The organism is Micromonospora sp. CA-111912 (assembly GCF_050948415.1).
In the GTDB taxonomy this organism is placed as follows: Bacteria; Actinomycetota; Actinomycetes; order Mycobacteriales; family Micromonosporaceae; genus Micromonospora.
The window spans coordinates 5,556,881-5,576,546 of the sequence record NZ_CP192007.1 but is presented as its reverse complement, the minus strand read 5'-3'; the positions used below and the strand labels follow the sequence as shown (position 1 = coordinate 5,576,546).

Sequence of the window (19,666 nt, the reverse complement as noted above, 5' to 3'; positions counted from 1 at the left end):
CACAATACACCACCTAATTGATGGGTGTGGGTATCACCAGCCGGTCGGCCCGCAGGGGCCCGCCGACGCCCCGGGCTCCACCTGCAACGTGGCGTGCTCGATGTGGAAGTCCTCGTGCAGGGCGGTGCGGGCCGCGGTCAGCACCGCGCCCACCTCGGCGTCCGGTGCCATGGTCAGGTGGGCCGAGGCGACCTCCATGCCGGAGGTCAGCGTCCAGACGTGCAGGTCGTGCACCTCGACCACGCCGGGCACCGCCGCCAGCCGGTCGTGCACCGCGGTCACCTGGAGATGTTCCGGCGCGGCCTGCACCAGGATGCGCACCGCGGCCCGCCCGAGCCGCCAGGTGCGGGGCAGGATGAACACGCCGATCGCGACGGCCACCAGTGGGTCCGCCCACCACCAGTCGGTGACGGTGATCAGCGCCGCGGCGCCGATCACCCCGACCGACCCGAGCAGGTCGCCCAGCACCTCCAGGTACGCCCCACGCATGTTGATGCTCTCCTTCGCCCCGCTGCGCAGCAGGGCGAACGCGGCAACGTTGGCGAGCAGGCCCAGCGTCGCCACCACGAGCATCGGGCCGGCGGTCACCTCGGGCGGGTCGCCGAACCGGCGGACCGCCTCGACGAGGACGTAGACCGCGACGCCGCTGAGCAGGACGGCGTTGCCGAGCGCGGCGAGCACCTCCAGCCGGTAGAGCCCGAAGGTGCGCTGGGGGTCGGCGGTGGCCCGCCGGGTGGCGGTGATCGCGGCCAGCGCCATGCCGATGCCGAGCACGTCGGTGAACATGTGCCCGGCATCGGAGAGCAGCGCCAGCGAGCCGGTGCCGAACGCGGCCACCGCCTCGACGATCATCAGGGCGGTGAGTAGCCCGAAGGCCGCCCAGAGTCGCCCTGAGTGGCGGTCTGCGGCGTTCGCCACCGCGCCGTGATGGTCATGACCTGCGCCCACGCCAACACCCTCCGTCCCCGATCCGGACCCGACTCAATGTATGCTCACATCGCTATGTATGCAAGTAAAAGTCGGGCGTCCGACCGGGGACGGGGGCGCCGGCCGGTCAGCCGGTCGGATCGATCGTGGTCAGCCGCTGGGTGGCCCGGGACAGCGCCACGTACAGCGTCCGCACGCCGGAGCCCGGATCGGCCCGGATCTCGGCCGGGGCGACCAGCGCGACCCCGTCGTACTCCATGCCCTTGGCCTGAAGACTGGTCACCACCTGCAGGCGCGGCGCGGCCAGGCCGGCGAGCCAGCCGGCGACCTCGTCCCGGCGCGGCACCGGCGTGATCACGCCGACCGTCCCCTCCACCTCGCCGAGCAGCGCGGCGACCGCCGCAACGGTGGCCCGTTCCAGCTCGGCCGGCGGCACGGTCAGCGCGACCGGCTCCACGCCGGTGGACCGCACCGCGCTGGGCAGCCTGAGGTCCGGGTAGAGCCGGCGGATCTCCGCCGCCGCCACCGCGAAGATCTCCGCCGAGTTGCGGTAGTTGGTGGTCAGCTCGAACTGGTGCCGCCGCCGCCGGCCCAGCGCCTGGTCCCGGGCCCGGGTCAGCTCCTCCTCCGCGCCCGTCCACGCGGTCTGCGCCGGGTCGCCCACCACCGTCCAGGACGCCAGCCGGCCGCGCCGGCCGACCATCCGCCACTGCATCGGGGAGACGTCCTGCGCCTCGTCGACCACCACGTGCGCGTAGTCGCGGTAGTCCTCCGGGCGCTGCCGGGCCGCCTCCCGGGCCGCCCGCTGCCGGTCGGCCTGCGTGCTCAGCTCCCGCACGCCCCCGGCGAGCTGGAACGGGTCCCGCTTGGCCCGCTTCGGCTGCATCGGCTTGCCCAGCAGCGCGTCCAACTCGTCCAGCAGGGCGATGTCGGCGATCGTGAGCCCCTCGGTGTCCAGCGTCCGGTACGCCTCGACGAGCAGGCCGATCTCCGCCCGGGACAGGATCCCCCCGGCGTACCGGCGCAGCCGGTCCGGGCGGGCCAGCCAGCCCAGCACGTGCCGGGGGTGCAGCCGGGGCCACCACGCCTTGAGGAACTCGCGGAACTCGGACCGCTCGGCGATCTCGTCCTCGAATGCGCGCTGCTCCGGCAGCCGCCCGACGTTCATCCGCCGGGCCTGGGCCCACAGCGCGGCGAACACGCCGTCGAAGCCGGCCCGGCGCGCCTCGTTGCGGCGGGCCCCCCGGGACAGCGCCCGGTCCCGGATGCCGTCCAGCTCCCGGCGGTCCAGCCGGAGCAGGGCACCCCGGTAGAGCAGGCGCAGCTCGCCCGGCCCGCCCGGCACCGCGTCCCGCGCAGCCTGCTCAAGTACCCGCCGCATCCGCAGCGATCCCTTCACCGCGGCCACCTCGGGCGGGTCGGTGCGGGTCGCGTCCATCCCCGGGAACAGCGAGCCGAGCGAGTGCAGCGTCGCGGTCTCCTCGCCCAGCGACGGCAGCACCGAGGCGATGTACTCCACGAACACCGCCGACGGGCCGACCACCAGGATGCCGCCGCCGGCGTATCGGCTGCGATCGGAGTACAGCAGGTACGCCGCCCGGTGCAGGGCGACCGCCGTCTTGCCCGTCCCCGGGCCGCCGGAGACGATCGTCACCCCGGAGCCGGGGGAGCGGATCGCCTCGTCCTGCTCCCGCTGGATGGTGGCGATGATGTCCCGCATGCCCCGGCCGGTGGCCCGGGACAGGGTGGCCAGCAGCGCGCCGTCGCCCACCACAGCCATGTCCGGCGGGGCAGCCGCCGGGTCCAGCAGGTCGTCCTCGATCCGGGTCACCCGCTCGGCCGAGGACCCGATGGTGCGCCGCCGCACCACGCCCAGCGGCTGCGCCGGGGTGGCCTGGTAGAACGCGGCGGCGGCCGGGGCCCGCCAGTCCACCACCAGGGTCTCCGCGTCCTCGCCGCGCACCCCGAGCCGCCCGACGTGCAGCACCTGCCGGTCGCGCAGGTCCAGCCGGCCGAAGACCAGCCCCTCGTGTTCGGCGTCGAGCCGGTGTCGGCGCTGGGCGGCGTGGAAGACCATCGCGTCCCGCTCGACCAGCGCGCCGAAGTTGCCCACCCGGGCCAGCTGGTAGCCGTCCTTCTCGGCCTGAGCGGCCGAGCGGCGCAGTTCGCTGAGGCGGGCGTACACCCGGTCGAGATGCCGCTGCTCGACGGCGATCTCCTGCTCCAGGGTGGTCCGGTCGGTCACGCGCAGCTCCTCGCAGACGGCGGCGGACGGCCGCGCCGGGGCGCGGGCCGCGCCTCGGGCTAACCGGAGAGGGTACGGCCATCGGCCGACCGGGATGCGGGGCCATGCCGCCGCCGCGATCCAGCCCACGTCCCGGACCGCCGCTCGCCCCTGTGACGCGGCTCCGGTCAGGCCGGGGAAGCCGGGTGCGGCGCGCCCGCCAGGACCCGGTGCAGCACGCCGGCCACGGCGGTGTTCACCTGGTCCGGCCGCTCCATCATCAGCATGTGCCCGGCGCCCGGGCAGACGGTCAGCTCGGTCGCCGGCAGCGCCGCCGCGATCGACTCGGCGCACGGCGGCGGGGTGAGCCGGTCCCGGTCGCCGACCAGCGCCGCCGCCGGTAGGTGGGCCAGCGCGGCGAGGGTGTCCAGTCGGTGCTGCGTCCCGATCGAGGCCCGGAAGCCGCCGATCGAGCGCAGCGAGGCGCGGGCCACCGCCGAGGTGACCAGCCGAATGTCGGTGGGCTCGCAGCGGTCGCCGAAGAGCATCCAGCGGATGCTGGGCTGCAGGGCCCGTAGCAGCGCCCGGGGCGGGCGCCACGCGCCGCAGCGGGCCAGCACCCCGGCTCCGGCGGTCTCGGCCAGCCGGATCAGCCGGGCGATGCGCGGGGAGAGGCCGTAGGCGGTGTGGGTGTGCCCCTCGGCCGTGGTCGAGACGAAGACCAGCCCGGCCGTGCGGGCTGCGAAGTGCCGGGGGTGGCGGTGTGCGTACTCCATGATCGTCATGCCGCCCATCGAGTGCCCGACCAGCACCACCGGCCCGGTCGGGGCCACCGCGTCGAGCACGGCGACCAGGTCGTCGCCGAGCTGGGCGAGGGTGGCGGTGCGCAGCGCCATGCAGCTCGACCGGCCGTGTCCCCGGGCGTCGTAGGTCACCACCCGGACCCGGCCGCCGAACCGCTCCCGGACCTCGGCGAGCTGCCGGTGCCAGCTCCGCCCGTCCAGCGTCCAGCCGTGCAGCAGGAGCGCGGTGACCTCGGCGTCCGCCGGCCCGGACACTTCGACGTGCAGCCGCACGTCGTCGGCGAGCCGCACCTCGGTCTGCTTCGGCATCGCCGCCTCCCCTCGGGCCGCCGCGAGAATTTCACCATCGGGTGACCCGGCGGTAACACCGGCTACCCGTCATGACACCACGCCAACCCTCCCAGGGGAAGGAGGTCAGCCGGCCGGCTGCGGTGGGGTGGGGTGGGAGGTGACGCCTGCCGTGGGCGGGAGGTGACGCCACCGTGGGCGGGAGGTGACGCCTGCCGTGCGCGGAGGCGGAGACGACGAACCGCCCGCCGGGTAGACCCGACGGGCGGTTCCTGGTGTCGCGGTGGGCGGGCTCAGCCGCCGAAGACGCCGGCCTCGGCGAGGCGCTTCTCGGTGGCGTCCCAGCCGTGGTCCGGGTGGGTGGCCGCGAGGTTGTTCAGCTCGGCCCGGATCTTGGCGGCGTGGCCGGCGGCGGCCAGCACCCGGATCTCCTCGACGAAGGCCTCGGAGTCGGTGCGCAGGTGCGCGGTCTTGCCGTTGGTCAGGTTGCGCACGTAGGCGTGCTTGCCGCCGTTGAGCGGGATGACGTACTTGAACTCGCCCAGCACGCTGAGGGCGCCACCCTGGCCTGCCTGGCCGGCCCGGACTGACGCGCGCGCGGTCTTAGAGGTGTTGCTCGCCACGGAGGTACTCCTTGAGACGTACGGGAGGACGGTAACGTCCGGGGGCTGTGGCGGGTGATGCTCGGAATGAGCCTCGGTCCGCCGAAGTTGTGCGCGGCACAAGCCGCCGAGAGAACTTTACACGACCGCGATGCCTGGCTGGTCACCGTGCCTGTCCGAAGGGCACAACCACGGACGCCGGCCCGGCATTCCGCCGGGTCGGACCGCTCGCCGGCCGACCCGGGACGGCCGCTCCGGTGGCCCGGGCCGGGGTGGATCCGAGCGCCCGTTCCGGCGAATTCGCCGATTCACTGGCGCACCATCCGTCACAGGAGTCATCATGTGTTGCAACAGCCACTCGGGTGGTCGAGGTCGTAGGGGAAGACGCACCTCGCTCTCCGGGAGGTCACCGTGCCAACGCGTGGCGTCGTATACGTCCACTCGACCCCGCTCGCCGTGTGCTCGCACGTCGAGTGGGCGATCGCGCGCGTCCTTGTCGCGCCGGTCAACCTGCAGTGGACGGCTCAGCCCGTCGACCCCGGTGCTCGTCGCGCCGAGTGTGGGTGGACCGGTCGCCCGGGGACGGGCGCCGAGCTGGCTGCTGCCCTCCGGCAGTGGCCCATGATCCGTTTCGAGGTGACCGAGGAACCGAGCGCGGGCGTCGACGGCGAGCGCTTCATGTACGTCCCGGGCCGGGGACTGTTCCGGGCCGCCGTCGGCGCGGCCGGCGACATCCAGCTGGGCGAGGACCGGCTGCGCGCCATCATGGCCGCAGCCCGGGCCCCGGAGGCCCTGGCGCACGCCCTCGACAAGGCGCTCGGCACCGCGTGGGACGCCGAGCTTGAGCCCTACCGGTACGCCGGCGACGGCGCGCCGGTGACCCTGCTCACCCGGGTCGGCTGAACCGCGCCCGCCGCGCGTCCGGTGGGGTGGCGCTGCCCCCATGCGCCCGACCGGGGTGATGTTTGACCAGGTCAAGTTGCCCTGATAAGGGGGGAACTGGTGGGATGGTCCGCGTGTCGATTACCTCGCGACGTGCCGGCGTCGCGCTCGCCGCCCTGACCGCTGTGCTCGTTACCGGATGCTCGGGGGAGCCGGACCGGCCCCGTCCCACGCCGTCGGCCAGCACGGCCGCGGCGGAACCGACCGCGTCCGGTAACCCGCCCGCCGCCGCCGACCCGGCCGCCCGGGCCACCGCCCTGGTCGGCACCCTCGCCGACGAGGACCTGGTCGGCCAGGTGCTGATGCCGTACGCGTACGGCAGCTCGGCGACGAAGGTCTCGGACGGCTCCGCCGCCGGCAACCGGTCCCTCGCGGGGGTGGCCACCCCGGCGGAGATGGTCGCGAAGTACCGGCTGGGCGGGCTGATCCTGGTCGGCTTCAGCGCCGACGACCCGACCGCCGGCAACCAGGCCACCACCAACGTCGACAACCCTAAGCAGGTTTACGAGCTGACCACCGGCCTGCGCGAGGCAGCCGGGAAGCTCCCCACCGCCGCCGCGCCCTTCCTGGTCGGCACCGACCAGGAGCACGGCATCGTCACCCGGATCACCGACGGCGTCACCCTGCTGCCCAGCCCGATGGCCGCCGGGGCGGCCGGCGACCCGGCCCTGACCGAGGCGGCGTGGCGGGCCGCCGGCGCCGAGCTGGCCGCGATGGGGATCAACATGGACTTCGCCCCGGTCGCCGACGTGCTGGTCACCCGCAGCACGGTGATCGGCTCACGGTCCTTCGGCGCAGACCCGAAGCGGGCCTCGGCGCAGGTCGCCGGCGCGGTCAGGGGGTTGCAGAGCGCCGGGGTGGCGGCCAGCGTCAAGCACTTCCCGGGGCACGGCCTGAGCGCCACCGACTCGCACAAGGACGTCCCGGTGATCCCGCAGAGCCGCAAGGTGCTCGACGGCACCGCGTTCCCGCCGTTCACCGCCGGGATCGACGCCGGTGCACTCGCGGTGATGTCCGCCCACCTCGACGTCACCGCCATCGACCCGGGCACCCCGGCCACCTTCTCGCGCAAGGTCCTCACCGACGTGCTGCGCGGCCAGCTCGGGTTCAAGGGCGTCGTGGTCACCGACGGGATGAACATGCCGCCGGCCAAGCGCTGGGCACCGGGGGAAGCGGCGGTGCGGGCGCTCAAGGCCGGCAACGACCTGATCCTGATGCCCCCGAACGTCACCCAGGCGTACGACGGGCTGCTCGCCGCGCTGCGCGACGGCTCGCTGCCCCGGGACCGGCTGGTCGAGGCGGTCACCCGGGTGCTGACCATGAAGTTCACCCTGGCCGACACGCCCGCCCCGGCGATGTCCACGCTGAACAGCCCCGCGCACCGGCAGGCAGCGGACGCGCTGGCGGCCGGCGCGGTGACCGTGCTGCGCGGCTCCTGCGCGACCGGGGTGCGCGGCCCGGTCACCGTCACCTCCTCCGGGGGGCGGGAGAAGACCCGGGCCCTGCTGGCCGAGGCGCTCACCGCCGCCGGGGCGAAGGTGGTCCCGAGCGGCGGCACGAGGGTGCATCTCGTCGGGTACGGCGACGGCTCGGCCGACCTCAGCGCCGACGCCGCGGTGACCGTGGCGATGGACACCCCGTACCTGCTGGCGAAGGCGAAGTCGCCGACGCTGCTGGCCACGTACTCCTCCGGCCGGGCGTCGATGACCGCCCTGGCGAACGTGCTCGCCGGCAAGGCCCGCCCGGCCGGCCGGTCCCCGGTGCCGGTCTCCGGTCTGCCCGCCACGGCCTGCGGCAACTGACCCGACGGGAGCAACATCCGGGTCGCGCGCGGGGGCCTACTGGCCGCTGGCGATGCGCGCGCCGTTCGCGGCGGTGCCCGAGAGCGGGGTGCCCAACAGCGGGGTGCCCGAGAGCGGGGTGCAGAGCGCAAGACGCGGGGCCTGCCGGCGACGCGGATGCGTCGCCGGCAGGCCCCGGTTGGTGCGTCAGTTCAGGGGGAGCTTGCTGGCCAGGGCCGAGCCGTTCGACTCGAACGCGGCCAGCAGGGCGCTGGGCCGGCCCGAGGCGACCGGAACCACGACGCTCACCGCGCGGCCGGCGGTCAGCTCGACCTTCTTGTCACCGATGGCGGTGGTGCCGTTCCAGGCGTACAGGTACGCCGTGCCGGCCCGGTCGGCCCGCAGGGTGACCAGCACCCCGCCGGCCACCCGGCGCTGGTCGGTCAGCCGCAGCGCTTTCTCGGGCAGCTTGGCCACGGCGGCCGGGGCCACCCCGTCCACCGCCGACTGGGCGATGGTCTGCGGGCTGTGCACGCTGCGGGCGGAGGTGTCCGGGAACACCGGGGCGCTGGGCTGCTGCTGCGCCGGGGTGTAACCGGGCAGGGTGGCCAGGCCGTAGCGGTACGGGTCGGCCCGGACGCCGGTGAAGGTGGACCAGCCCAGCCGGGACTGGGAGCTGAGGTCCTGGGTGTCCGAGTCGTAGACCAGCACGTTGAAGCCCATCCGGGCCGGGTCCACCGCGTCGGGCAGCACCGCGAACGGGATGCTCGTCTCGATGGTGTAGCCCGCGTACGGGCTGGTGACCTTGCTGACCACGGTCATCCCCGGCGCGGTGGTGGCGCCCGGTCCCTGCCGGTTGTCGGCGTCGCGCTGCCAGCACGGCGGGTTGCCGTTGGCCGGGTCGTCGGTGATCGGGAAGATGCCGGCCTTGAACACGGTGGAGGTGTCCGCCGAGTTCCCCTTCGGGTCGACGATGATCTCCACGCTGTCGGTGCGGCGCTGCCGCTTGCAGTCCTCCGGGACGACCTTCGTGCCGAGCACGTCGTCGGTGACCTGCACGTACACCTTCAGCGCGTCGGCGGTCCAGGCGATGCGGCCCTTTGCCGAGGCGTCCTGCGGGGTGGTGGCCTGCCCCTCCCAGATGCGGGAGAAGTCCAGCTCCTCGCCGGGGTACTCGCCGGGGGAGGCCACGCCGTCCACGGCGTGGCCGGGGCCGGCCTGCGGCACCTCGGTGGTCGGCATGACCTCCAGGGCGCCGGTCTCCACGGCACTGCCGGCGTTGCTGGTGGTGGTGATGGTGATGCCGTAGTCGCCGCCCGTGCCGCCCTCGTTGGCGGTCGGCAGGCTGGCGTCGGCGGTGACGGTGAAGGTGACCGCCCCGGTCGCGCCGGGGGCCAGGTCGGCGTAGCTCTTCGTCGTGGCGTCGGCGGTGAAGCCGGCGGGCAGGCCGAGGGTGACGGTGCCGCTCTGGGCGGCCACGCCGTGGTTGCGCAGGTCGATCCGGACCGGCCGGCTCTGGCCGGAGCCGACGGTGAGCACCGGCTTGATCAGGGTGTCGAGCTGCGGGTATCCGCCCTCGCTGGCCCACTGCCGGAACACCCCGACCTCCTCCAGCGGCTCCAGGGTGCCGCGCACGTCGGCGACGACCCGGACGGCCCGGTCGGTGCGGCCGACGCCCTGGCGGGTGGTCAGGGTCGCCCCGATGAGCTGCTGCTGGCTGGTGTCGGCGTCAGCCGGCACGGTCACGGTGAACGTCCTGGTCCGCTCCTTGCCGGCCGGTACGGCGTTGTTCAGCGTCCCGGAGCCCTTGGCGGTCCAGCCCTGCGGCAGCCGCAGGTCGATCCGCGGCGCGGCCAGTGCCCGGTCCCGGGGCGCTCGCACGTGCGCGGTGACCTTGACGGTCTCGCCGGGGGCGAGGTCGAACCGGTCGGTGGTGAGGTACAGCTCGGAGCCCTTGGGCAGGCCGCCGGCCGCGTTCGGCAGCACGGATCCGCGCAGGATCGCCTCGGGGGAGGTGTCCGCCGGGTCGTACGGAACGCGGCTGTCGATCAGGGTGTAGAAGTCGCAGCGGATCTTGGCCGGGTCGGTGGCGGCGTCGGCGCTGTTGGCCCAGCCCTGGGTGACGTACTCCCGGCGGGCGTCGACCTCGATCGCGGCCCAGGTCTTGCCGGTGGTGCTCTGGGTGCCCTCCCAGACGCCGAAGACCTGGTCGGTCGGCACGGTGGGTACGAAGCTGGTGGCGCACTGCGGCCCGGCGGCCGAGGTGCCGGTGCCCCCGGAGCGCAGGAACTTCGCCGCCCGGAACGGCTTCAGCTTCTCCTTGCTGATCTGCTCGGGGAACGCGGCCGGGTCGGCGGCGGCCTGGAACGCCTCGGCGGCGAACCGGGCGGCCTGCTGGTGGTTGCCGTGGTTGCCCGGGGTCGGCGACGGGTTCATCGTCATGATGATCTCGGGCCGGGTCTGCCGGATCACCCGGACGATCTGCGCCAGGGTGTCGTCGTGTCCCCAGATCTGCTCGGACAGCGGGGCGGAGGCGGTGTACCAGAAGTCGACGCGGTCGAGGTTGTAGAGGTTCTTCACGCCGGCCTTGCCGATCGCGGTGCGCTCCTCGCGCTCCCGGATGATGCCGAGCGGCGGGCCCTCCTCGAGGCCGACGGCGTTGCCGCCGCCCTCGCCCCGGGTGATGGTGACGACGCCGGCCTTGGCGCCGTAGCGCTCCTTCCACTGGCCGAGGGTGGCGAGGCTGCCCGCCTCGTCGTCGGGGTGGGCGCTGACGAAGAGAACGTCCAGGTCGACGGCGTCGGCGGCGGCGGGGGCGGCGAGAGCGGCGGTGGGCACCCCGGACAGGGCCAGGGCGAGCGCCGTGGGTAGCAGGAACGCCTTGATTCGCATGCAGATCCTTCCGGAACTACGAGGTCCGGGCAGCGACCACCGTCGTCGGACGCGGGGCGTCGACGCGGGTGTCGTGATCGGACGGCGAGTGGAGGACGGGACGGTGGGCGCCGACGGGCGCAGGGTCACCGGGTACAGCAGCGGCACGGTGGTCCGTACACACTGGAAGGCCTTCGCCCGGTGACGCTAAGGACCGGCGCGGCGGCCAGTCAATGCTTTGCAAGGTCTTTCTTTCTTTGCGTAAGAAATAAAGTGCGCCCGAACTGCCCCCATCAGTGCCTGCGTGGCCGCATGCGCCCAACCCGACTGCGGTGCCAAAGGGGGACGTTTCCCCTGCTCGTGGAGGGGTTCGCCGAAACCCGAGACGGTTTCGTTACTTGACTCCATAGTTCGTTCGCCGTAGGAAGGAAGTGTGACTGACGTGGTGACGCCACCAACGAGCCCGGTGAGCCGGGAGCGGTCGAAGGAGATCAAGCGGTTGTCCGTGATCTCCACCGCCCGCCAGGTTCGGCTGCTCTCGCGCGCCGAGCTGACCGAGCTCACCGGCCTGAGTCCCGCCACGCTCACCCCGCTCGTGCGCGAGCTGATCGCCGAGGGGTACCTCATCGAGCGGGGGCCCGGGGCGTCCCGCTCCGGCCGCCCCCGGGCGATGCTGGAGTTCAACCCGCGCGCCGAGCTGGTCGCCGCCGTCTCGCTGGAGCCGTCCCGGATCAGCTGCGAGATCGCCGACAGCGACGGCACCGTGGTCGCCCACCGGGCCGTCCGGCTCACCGGCGACATCATCGACACCATCTGCCGCTCGGTCCCCGAGTTGGCCGGCGACGGCCTGCCGGCGCTGCGCGGGGTGGCCATCGCCGCGCCCGGCGTCTCCTCCGGCGGGGCGGTCCGGCTGGCCCCCTCGGTCGGCCTCGTCGAGGGCCGGCCGATAGGGGAGTCGGTGCAGCGGCACCTCGGGGTGCCGGTGGTGGTGGACAACGACGTCAACCTGATGGCGGCCGGCGAGCACGCGGCCGGTGCCGGCAGCGACGTCGCCGACCTGCTGCTGCTGCACGTCGCCGACGGGATCGGCGCCGGCCTGGTGCTCGACGGCCAGGTCCGCCGGGGCGCGGGCGGGGCCGCCGGCGAGGTCGGCTTTCTGCCGCTGGACCCGGCCGACCGGGGCCACGACGGTATCGGCCCGTTCGAGGCCCGCTGGTCGGAGAACGCCATCGCCGAACGGGTGGTGGCCCTGGCCCCCGGGCGTCGGCCGGACGCGCCGGTGGCCGCCCTGGTCGCGCTGGCCGGCGCCGACGAGCGGGCCGCCACGTACCTGGACGAGGTGCTGACCGCCTGGTCCCGGCTGATCGTCTCCTGCGTCTGCGTCATCGACCCCGGTCGGGTGCTGCTCAGCGGAGCTGCCGCCCAGCTCGACGACCAGGCCGTCGAACGGCTCCAGTCGCTGGTCGACGCCGCCGCGCCGAGCGTCACCGAGGTCCGCCGTGCGGTGCTCGGTGACCGGGCCGTGCTGCACGGCGCGGTCAGCTACGCGCTCTCCGCCGCCGCGGCCGGCCTGCCGATCCTGCTCTCCAGCCCCTGACCCACGAGTTTCCCCTTATTCCCCTCGGAGGTACCCCATGAGACGTCGTCTTCTCCTCGCCGGTGCGCTCGCCACCGTCCTCGCCGCCGGCACCGCCTGTGGCGGCGGCGGTGACGACGACGCGGCCGGTGGCGCGTCCGGCGGCGCGAGCGCCGAGAAGCTCACCATCTACACGGCCCGCGACAAGAAGGTCTCGACCTTCGTGGTGGACCAGTTCACGGCGAAGTACCCCGAGTACAAGGGCAAGGTCGAGATCCTCAACCTGGGCGCGCAGGAGATCCTGGAGCGGGTCCGGGCGGAGAAGGCCAACCCGCAGGCCGACGTCTGGTGGGGCGGCACCCAGCAGGGGCTGTCCGCCGGCGCGTCCGAGGACCTGCTGACCGGCTGGCAGCCGGCGTTCGCCAGCAAGATGGACGCCAAGTACAAGGACGCCGAGGGCCGCTGGTTCGGGGAGATCCTGCTGCCCGAGGTCATCATGTACAACAACAAGGCGCTCACCCCGGAGCAGGCCCCGAAGGACTGGGACGACCTGCTGAAGCCGGAGTGGAAGGACAAGATCATCATTCGGGACGTGGCCGCGTCCGGCACCATGCGGTCGATCTACTCCGCGATGATCACGCGGCAGTCCCCGGACGGCAGCAACCCGCAGCCCGGCTACGACTGGCTGAAGAAGCTCGACGCCAACACCGGCTCGTACGCGGCCAACCCGGCCGACCTGTACCTCAAGCTCTCCCGCCAGCAGGGCGTGCTCAGCGCCTGGAACCTCCAGGACGTCCTGCTCCAGGCCAACCAGTCGAACATGCCGTTCGGCTACGTGATGCCGGCCTCCGGCGCCCCGGTGCTGGTCGACGGCATCGCCACGGTCAAGGGCGGCAACACCACCGGCGCGCAGAAGTTCATGGAGTTCCTCTTCGACGACAAGCTCCGCGCCGACCTGGCCAAGGACTACTTCCAGATCCCGGCCGTGGACATCGCCGAGAAGCCGGAGTGGCTGGCCCAGCTCAACCTCAAGCCGCTGGACGTCAACTGGGACGTGATCGGCAAGAACGAGACCGAGTGGATCAACCACTGGAACAGCCAGATCAAGAACAAGGGCTGACCAGCGGACGCCGGGGGCGGGAAGGTTCCCGCCCCCGGCGTCGCCCGTTCACGGGGCGCCCGGACGGTGCGCGGAGGGGAGCCCTTCCCGCCGGAGGCGTCAGGTGCCCGTCCTCCGGTCCACCGCCCACCCGTCACACGACCGACCCCGGTCCGGTACCGCAGAAGGAGAAAGGCATCATGATCGATGTCACGCTGGAGTCGGTGAGCAAGCGCTTCGCGCGCGGCGGCGACACCGCGGCCGTGGACGACGTCGACATCACCATCGCCGCCGGGGAGTTCTTCACCCTGCTCGGCCCGAGCGGCTGCGGCAAGACCACCACCCTGCGCATGGTGGCCGGGTTCTACTTCCCCACCTCGGGCCGGATCCGGTTCGGCACCGAGGACGTCACCCGGCGCCCGCCGAACAAGCGCGACACCGGCATGGTGTTCCAGAACTACGCGCTCTTCCCGCACATGAGCGTCGCGCAGAACGTCGCGTACGGGCTGAAGATCCGCAAGGTCAACCGGGCCGAGTCGAGGCGGCGGGTCGAGGAGGCGCTCGGCCAGGTGCACCTCGCCGGGTACGGCGACCGGCGCATCGACGAGCTGTCCGGCGGCCAGCAGCAGCGGGTGGCGCTGGCCCGCGCCCTGGTCATCCGGCCGAAGACCCTGCTGTTGGACGAGCCGCTGTCCAACCTCGACGCCAAGCTGCGCGAGGAGACCCGGACGGAGATCCGCCGGATCCAGAAGGAAGCCGGCACCACCGGCATCTACGTCACCCACGACCAGGCCGAGGCGATGGCCATGTCGGACCGGATCGCGGTCATGCAGTCCGGCCGGGTGCAGCAGATCGGCGCCCCGCAGGAGATCTACCACCGCCCGGCCACCAGCTTCGTGGCCCGGTTCATCGGCCGCAGCAACGTGCTCACCCTGCCGGTGCTCGGCGCCACGGCGCAGACCCTCACGGTGGGGCTGCCCGGCGGCGCGGAGATCGTCGTCCCCGCGCCGGCCGACCACGGCCTCAGCCAGGGGGAGACCGCCCTGGTGTCCGTGCGCCCCGAGCACATCGGCCTCACCTCGACCACCGACCCGGGGGCGCTGCCCGGCCGGATCGTCGACCTGGAGTTCACCGGCATGGCCACCAACCTGGTCGTCGACACCGCCGGTGAGCAGGTGCAGGTGGCCGCCGTCGAGGTGCCCACCGGGATCGCCGTCGGCGACCAGGTCGGGCTGCTGCTCAACCGCGAGCGGATGTGGGTGGTGCGCCCGTGAGCACCATCCCCGCGACCCCCACCCCGGCCACCGTCGCGCCGGTGACGAAGGACCCGACGCCGCCGCCGGGCCCGCGCCGCCGGCTCGCCGCCCGGTTCGCCGGTGGCACCGGCTCCCGCTGGTTCCCGTACGTGCTGGTCTTCCCGCTCGCGCTGGTCCTGTTCGGGTACGTGGTGCAGCCGATGTTCGCCACCTTCGCCGAGAGCGTCGGCGTGGACGGGGTGGAGAACTACGGCAGCTTCCTCACCAGCGACGGGGTGGCCCGGTCCTCCCTGTTCACCTCACTGATCATCTCCGCGGCCAGCGTGCTGCTCTGCGGGATCGTCGGCGTGTCGATGGCGTTCCTGCTCAAGCGCTTCTCGTTCCCCGGGCGCAAGCTGATCGAGGCGATCATCCTGGTGCCGGCGGCCCTGCCGCCGCTGATCGGGGCGATCTCCTTCCAGCTCCTCTACAGCGAGACCGGCATCCTGCCGCGCGGCCTCCAGCAGCTCTTCGGCGCGGAGAACCCGGTGCTGCCGTTCAGCGGCATCGCCGGGGTGCTGGTGGTGCACACGTTCACCATGTACCCGTACTTCTACCTGTCCGCCTCGGCGGCGCTCGGCGGGATGGACCCGTCGGTGGAGGAGGCGGCGTACAACCTGGGGGCCGGCCGGGTCCGGGTCTGGCGCACGGTGCTGCTGCCGATGCTCACCCCGGCGCTGGTCTCCGCGTCGCTGCTGGTGTTCATGACCTCGCTGGCGTCGTACACCGCCCCGCTGCTGTTCGGGGTGGACCAGACGATGACCATGCAGATCTACATCAACCGCACCAACGGCGACCTGCCGATGGCCTCCACGTACGCCTCCGTGCTCGGCGTCGTCTCGGTGCTGTTCCTGCTCGGCATGCGCTGGTACGAGGGGCGGCGCAGCTACCGCTCCCAGTCCAAGGGCGTCGCCGCGCACCGGCGCGAGATCACCAACCCGTTGGGCAAGTGGCTCGCCCTGGCCGCGTCGCTGCTGGCCACGGCCGTGCTGCTGGCCCCGGTGGCGACCATCGCCCTGGTGGCGTTCTCCGCGGACGGCTCGTGGACCACCGAGGTGATCCCGGCGCAGTACACCATGCAGAACTTCGTCACGATCTTCTCCGAGCCCCGGGCGTTCCAGCCGATCCTGAACTCGCTCCAGATGAGCCTGATCGCGACCGTCGCCTGCGTCGTGGTCGGCGTGCTCATCGCGTACGCGGTGCGCCGGCTGAACTTCCGTGGCCGGGGGCTGCTGGACGTGGCGGTCATGCTGGCCTGGGCGCTGCCCGGCACGGTGGTGGCGATCAACCTGATCTCGGCGTTCAGCACCGGCAACGCGTTCAGCTTCGGCCAGGTGCTGATCGGCACCTTCTGGATCATGCCGCTGGCGTACTTCGTGCGGTTCCTGCCGCTGGTGTTCCGGTCCAGCTCGGCCGCCCTGGCGCAGCTCGACCCGTCGCTGGAGGAGGCCGCCCGCAACCTCGGCGCGTCCTGGTGGCGGGCGTTCGGCACGGTCACCCTGCGGCTGATGCTGCCGGGCGTGCTGGCCGGCGCGCTGCTCGCCTTCGTGCACGGCGTCGGCGAGTTCGTCGCCTCGGTGCTCATCTACACCTCGAACACCGCGCCGATCTCGGTGGAGATCAACAACCGGATGTACTCGTTCGAGGTCGGCACCGCCGCCGCGTACGGCATGCTCCAGGTGGTCCTGATCTTCGTGGTGATGGTGGTCTCCGGCCGGCTGGAAGGCGGCCGGCGGTCCAGCCGGGAGGCAGCGAAGTGGACGGCGTGACGGACGTGACCCCCGGCGGCGACCACGTGGCCGCCTGGCTCGCCCACGGCGGGCTGGTCCCGGTCGCCCGGGTCCCCGGCGGGGAACTGGCGGCGGTCGCCGGGGCGGCGGACTTCGCGGTGCTGCCCGTCGGCGCGGTCGAGTGGCACGGCCCGCACCTGCCGCTGGGCACCGACCTGATCCTCGCCGAGGGCTTCGCCGCCGAGAGCGCGACCAGCTCCGCCGCGACCGGGTCCGCCCGGCCGGGCGGTGGCTCCGGCGGGGGCGCGGCGGGCCCCGGCGCGGCCTGGCCGGCTCGGGGCGACGCCGCCCCGGCGGCCGGAGTCGACGCGGCCTCGTCCGGCGGCGGGACCCCGGACGAGGCCGCGACCCCGGCCGAGGGCCGGCCGGCGGTGGGCCCTCGCGGGGTGCTCTTCCCCGCCGTGCCGTACGCCGCCTGTCCCGGCCAGACCCGGCCCTGGCCCGGCACCGTGGCGATCCGGCCCGAGATCGCGGTCGGCTACCTGGCCGACGTGATCGAGGGCATCGTCGCGGCCGGCTTCCCCCGGCTGCTCATCGTCAACGGACACGACGCCAACATGTCCACCGTCCGGGCCGCGATGGAGTGGGTCTCCGGGCGGCGCACCGCCAGCCTGCTGCTGGTCAACTGGTTCCAGCTCGTCACCCCCGCCGAGACCACCGAGCTGTACGGCCCGCTGGTCTCGCGCGGGCACGGCGGGGCGTACGAGACCTCCGGGGTGCTCGGGTTCGACCCCGGCGCGGTCCGGCTCGGCGCGGTCGACGACCTGCCGCCGAAGCCGAAGCTGCCGGTGACCCACCCGTACGTGCTGGTGGAGTCCCGGCCCGACCCGTGGCAGGGCTGGTCCGGGCACATCTCGCTGGCCGACGAGCCCGCCGGCCGGCGGGTGCGGGAGCTGGCCGGGACGCGGCTGCGCGAGGTCGTCGCCGCCTGGGTGGCCGCCCCGCCGCCCGCCCCGCCCACCGCCGACCCGCTGCCAACCGAGGGAGGATCATGACCGTCGACCGGGGACTCGACATCGTCGACTTCCACCTGCACTTCCGCATCGGCGCGGATTCGACCATCCAGGCGTGTGAGCACGCCGCCGGGATGCACCCCGGCGGGGAGCACGAGCGGGCCGTCCGGGCCGCCGGCTCCGCCCCGTACGCCCGGCAGTGGCGGCAGGCCTGGGCCTTCCCCGACCCGGAGCCCCCGGCCGAGCGCTGGCAGGACGAGGCGGACCGGTGGGCCGAGGAGCTGCGCCGGGTGAACGTCCGCCGGGCCGTCTTCGTCACCGGCGGCGGCAACGACACCGTCGCCGACGTCGTCGACCGGCACCCGGACCTGCTGCTCGGCTTCGCCCACCACGACCCGTACGGCCCCGACGCGGCCGGCGAGCTGGACCGCGCGGTGACCGAGCGCGGCCTGCGCGGGCTGAAACTGTTCGCCCCGCTGCTGCGCGGGCCCCTCGACCACGCCGACCTGGACCCGCTCTGGTCCACCGCCCAGCGACTCGGCGTGCCGGTGCTGATCCACATCGGGCACTACGGCAGCGCCGGCGGCCTGTCCCACGGCCGGTACGGCGGCCCGGACGAGCTGGCCCGGATGGCCCGCCGCTTCCCCGAGCTGGCCGTGGTGGTGCCGCACTTCGGCGTCCAGCACGTGCAGGACCTGCTCTTCGCCGCCTGGGGATGCCCGAACATCCACGTCGACACGTCGGGTTCCAATCAGTGGGTGCGCTGGATGCCGTACAAGCTCACGCTGGAGGAGCTGTTCCGGCGCTGCTACGAGACCATCGGCCCGCACCGGATCGTGTACGGCAGCGACTCGTCGTGGTTCCCGCGCGGGTACGTCACCCGCTACCTCGACGACCAGCTCCGGATCTGCCGGGAACTGGGCCTGCCCGACGACCACCTGGGCGCGATCTTCGCCGGGAACGCCGAGCGCCTGCTCGGCGTGCACGAGTAGACCGGCTGACGTCCGGGCGCGGCGAACAGCGCCGCACCCGGCCTGGAAGGAAGCAGAGACTCCTGATGAGCACACCCGCGCTGACCACCTACCAGCGGCACCACCTGCGGCCGACATACGACCACCACGTCGGGTACCTCTACCCGGCGATGGTGCGGGCCAGCCAGGCGCACGTGGTCATGCTGACCGAGCAGGGGCTGATCCCCGCCGCGCGGGGCGCCCGGCTGCTGCGCGGGCTGGCGGAGCTGCGCGCCGACACGGGCCCCGCGCCCGCCTTCGACGGCAGCTTCGAGGACACGTACTACCTCATGGAGAAGCGGATCGCCGAGGCATGCGGCATCCCCACGTCCGAGCTGGACGTGCAGATGGCGCGCAGCCGCAACGACCTCGACGCCGGGGTGTTCCGGATGCTGCTGCGCGACCAGCTCCTCGGGGTGCTCGACCGGGTGCTCGCCACCGGGGCCACCGCCCTGGACTCCGCCGACCGGTACGCCGACGTGGTCATCACCGGCTACACCCACCGCCGCCCGGCCCAGCCGACCACCATCGGCCACGCCCTCGCCGGGTACGCCGAGGCCCTGGCCGGCGAGGCCGTCGCGTACGCCGACCTGATCGACCAGCTGAACACCTCGCCGCTGGGCTCCTGCGCGTTCGCCGGCACCGACCTGGACATCGCCCCCGCCCGGGTGGCCGAGCTGCTCGGCTTCGGCGGCCTGGTCACCAACTCGTACGAGGCGGTGGCCGGCGCCGACCACCTGGTCCGGGTCGGCACCCTCAACGCGCAGGCCCTGGCCACCGGGGCGCGGCTGGCCCGCACCCTGATGGACTGGCTGACCTGGCGCTGGGTGACCACCCCGGGCGACTTCACCCAGGGCAGCAGCATCATGCCGCAGAAGCGCAACCCGGTGGTGCTGGAGCACCTGGTGTCGATGGCCGGGGCCACCGCCGCCGACGCCGCGAGCGTGCTCAACAACGTGGGCGCGGCCTGGTGGGAGGACTCCAACAACGCCACCACCGACGTGCAGGTGCGGCTGTGGGACAGCAACGACCGCACCGACCGGTTCTTCGCCCTGCTCGGCGGCTTCCTCGCCGAGATCGAGCCGCTGGAGCCGCCGTCGCGGGAGGAGATCGTCGCCTCCGGGGCCACCACCACGGCCGCCGCGGACGCGCTGACCCGGCACGGGGTGCCGTTCCGGGCTGCCCACTCGGTGGTCGGCCGGCTGGTCCGGGGCGGTGCGCCGGACACCTGGACCCCCGAGGGCGTCCGGGCGGCGGCCGATCAGATCACCGACCGGCTCGACGACGACGCGATCGGCGACCTGATCGCCGCCGCCGTCCGCCCCGAGCTGGTGCTCGACCGGGCCCAGGTCGACGGCCCCGGCGCGTACGCCGTCCGGGCCCAGGTGACCGTGCTGCGCGGCACCTTCGACACCGTGGCCGGCCGGCTGGCCGCCGTGCGGGACCGACTGGCCCGGGCCGACGAGGCGCTGGACGCCGTGGCCGCCGAGCGAGCGGCCCGATGA

At 73.5% G+C, this 19,666-nt stretch carries 14 protein-coding genes; 9 read left to right on the top strand and 5 right to left on the bottom strand.

Going from position 1 to position 19,666, the window contains the following annotated elements; translation table 11 throughout:
- Positions 1-33: 33 nt before the first annotated feature.
- The 4 genes from ACQPZO_RS23115 to ACQPZO_RS23100 form a co-directional block, all read right to left on the bottom strand.
- Positions 34-948 carry a cation diffusion facilitator family transporter gene (locus tag ACQPZO_RS23115; protein WP_433343903.1) on the bottom strand — a complete coding sequence of 305 codons (915 nt, stop codon included), beginning with the start codon at positions 946-948 and terminating at the stop codon, positions 34-36.
- A 106-nt stretch (positions 949-1,054) separates the two neighbouring features.
- Entirely contained in the window at positions 1,055-3,172 is a 2,118-nt protein-coding gene (locus tag ACQPZO_RS23110; RefSeq protein WP_433343901.1) for a HelD family protein, read from the bottom strand.
- 167 nt (positions 3,173-3,339) lie between these two features.
- On the bottom strand, positions 3,340-4,263 hold the full coding sequence (locus tag ACQPZO_RS23105) for an alpha/beta fold hydrolase (protein ID WP_433343900.1): 924 nt from the start codon (positions 4,261-4,263) through the stop codon (positions 3,340-3,342).
- Between the two features lie 272 nt (positions 4,264-4,535).
- A complete protein-coding gene (locus tag ACQPZO_RS23100; RefSeq protein WP_387025805.1) occupies positions 4,536-4,865 on the bottom strand; it encodes a hypothetical protein in 330 nt (109 codons plus the stop codon).
- Between the two features lie 390 nt (positions 4,866-5,255).
- Between ACQPZO_RS23100 and ACQPZO_RS23095 the strand changes: the two genes are divergently transcribed.
- Entirely contained in the window at positions 5,256-5,747 is a 492-nt protein-coding gene (locus ACQPZO_RS23095; protein ID WP_433343898.1) for a DUF3145 domain-containing protein, read from the top strand.
- Between the two features lie 104 nt (positions 5,748-5,851).
- The gene (locus tag ACQPZO_RS23090) at positions 5,852-7,588 is read left to right on the top strand and encodes a glycoside hydrolase family 3 protein (RefSeq protein ID WP_433343896.1); all 1,737 of its coding nucleotides are present in this window, start codon (positions 5,852-5,854) and stop codon (positions 7,586-7,588) included.
- Between the two features lie 186 nt (positions 7,589-7,774).
- Here the strand turns inward: ACQPZO_RS23090 and ACQPZO_RS23085 are convergent, their stop codons facing one another.
- Complete coding sequence (locus ACQPZO_RS23085; protein WP_433343895.1) at positions 7,775-10,459, bottom strand: sugar-binding protein; 2,685 nt, start codon at positions 10,457-10,459, stop codon at positions 7,775-7,777.
- Between the two features lie 412 nt (positions 10,460-10,871).
- Here ACQPZO_RS23085 and ACQPZO_RS23080 point away from each other — a divergent pair, with 412 nt between their 5' ends.
- The 7 genes from ACQPZO_RS23080 (at position 10,872) to ACQPZO_RS23050 (ending at position 19,666) form a co-directional block, all read left to right on the top strand.
- A complete protein-coding gene (locus ACQPZO_RS23080) occupies positions 10,872-12,035 on the top strand; it encodes an ROK family protein (protein WP_433343894.1) in 1,164 nt (387 codons plus the stop codon).
- A gap of 37 nt (positions 12,036-12,072) precedes the next feature.
- A complete protein-coding gene (locus ACQPZO_RS23075) occupies positions 12,073-13,134 on the top strand; it encodes an extracellular solute-binding protein (RefSeq protein WP_433343892.1) in 1,062 nt (353 codons plus the stop codon).
- A 179-nt stretch (positions 13,135-13,313) separates the two neighbouring features.
- Entirely contained in the window at positions 13,314-14,387 is a 1,074-nt protein-coding gene (locus ACQPZO_RS23070) for an ABC transporter ATP-binding protein (protein ID WP_433343891.1), read from the top strand.
- On the top strand, positions 14,384-16,177 hold the full coding sequence (locus tag ACQPZO_RS23065; protein ID WP_433343890.1) for an ABC transporter permease: 1,794 nt from the start codon (positions 14,384-14,386) through the stop codon (positions 16,175-16,177). Before ACQPZO_RS23070 ends, ACQPZO_RS23065 begins: the two co-directional genes overlap by 4 nt.
- On the top strand, positions 16,174-17,193 hold the full coding sequence (locus tag ACQPZO_RS23060) for a creatininase family protein (protein ID WP_433343888.1): 1,020 nt from the start codon (positions 16,174-16,176) through the stop codon (positions 17,191-17,193). Before ACQPZO_RS23065 ends, ACQPZO_RS23060 begins: the two co-directional genes overlap by 4 nt.
- Positions 17,190-18,143: an amidohydrolase family protein gene (locus ACQPZO_RS23055; RefSeq protein ID WP_350882561.1), complete on the top strand. Its 954-nt coding sequence runs from the start codon at positions 17,190-17,192 to the stop codon at positions 18,141-18,143. Before ACQPZO_RS23060 ends, ACQPZO_RS23055 begins: the two co-directional genes overlap by 4 nt.
- Positions 18,144-18,208: 65 nt before the next feature.
- On the top strand, positions 18,209-19,666 hold the full coding sequence (locus ACQPZO_RS23050; protein WP_433343886.1) for an argininosuccinate lyase: 1,458 nt from the start codon (positions 18,209-18,211) through the stop codon (positions 19,664-19,666).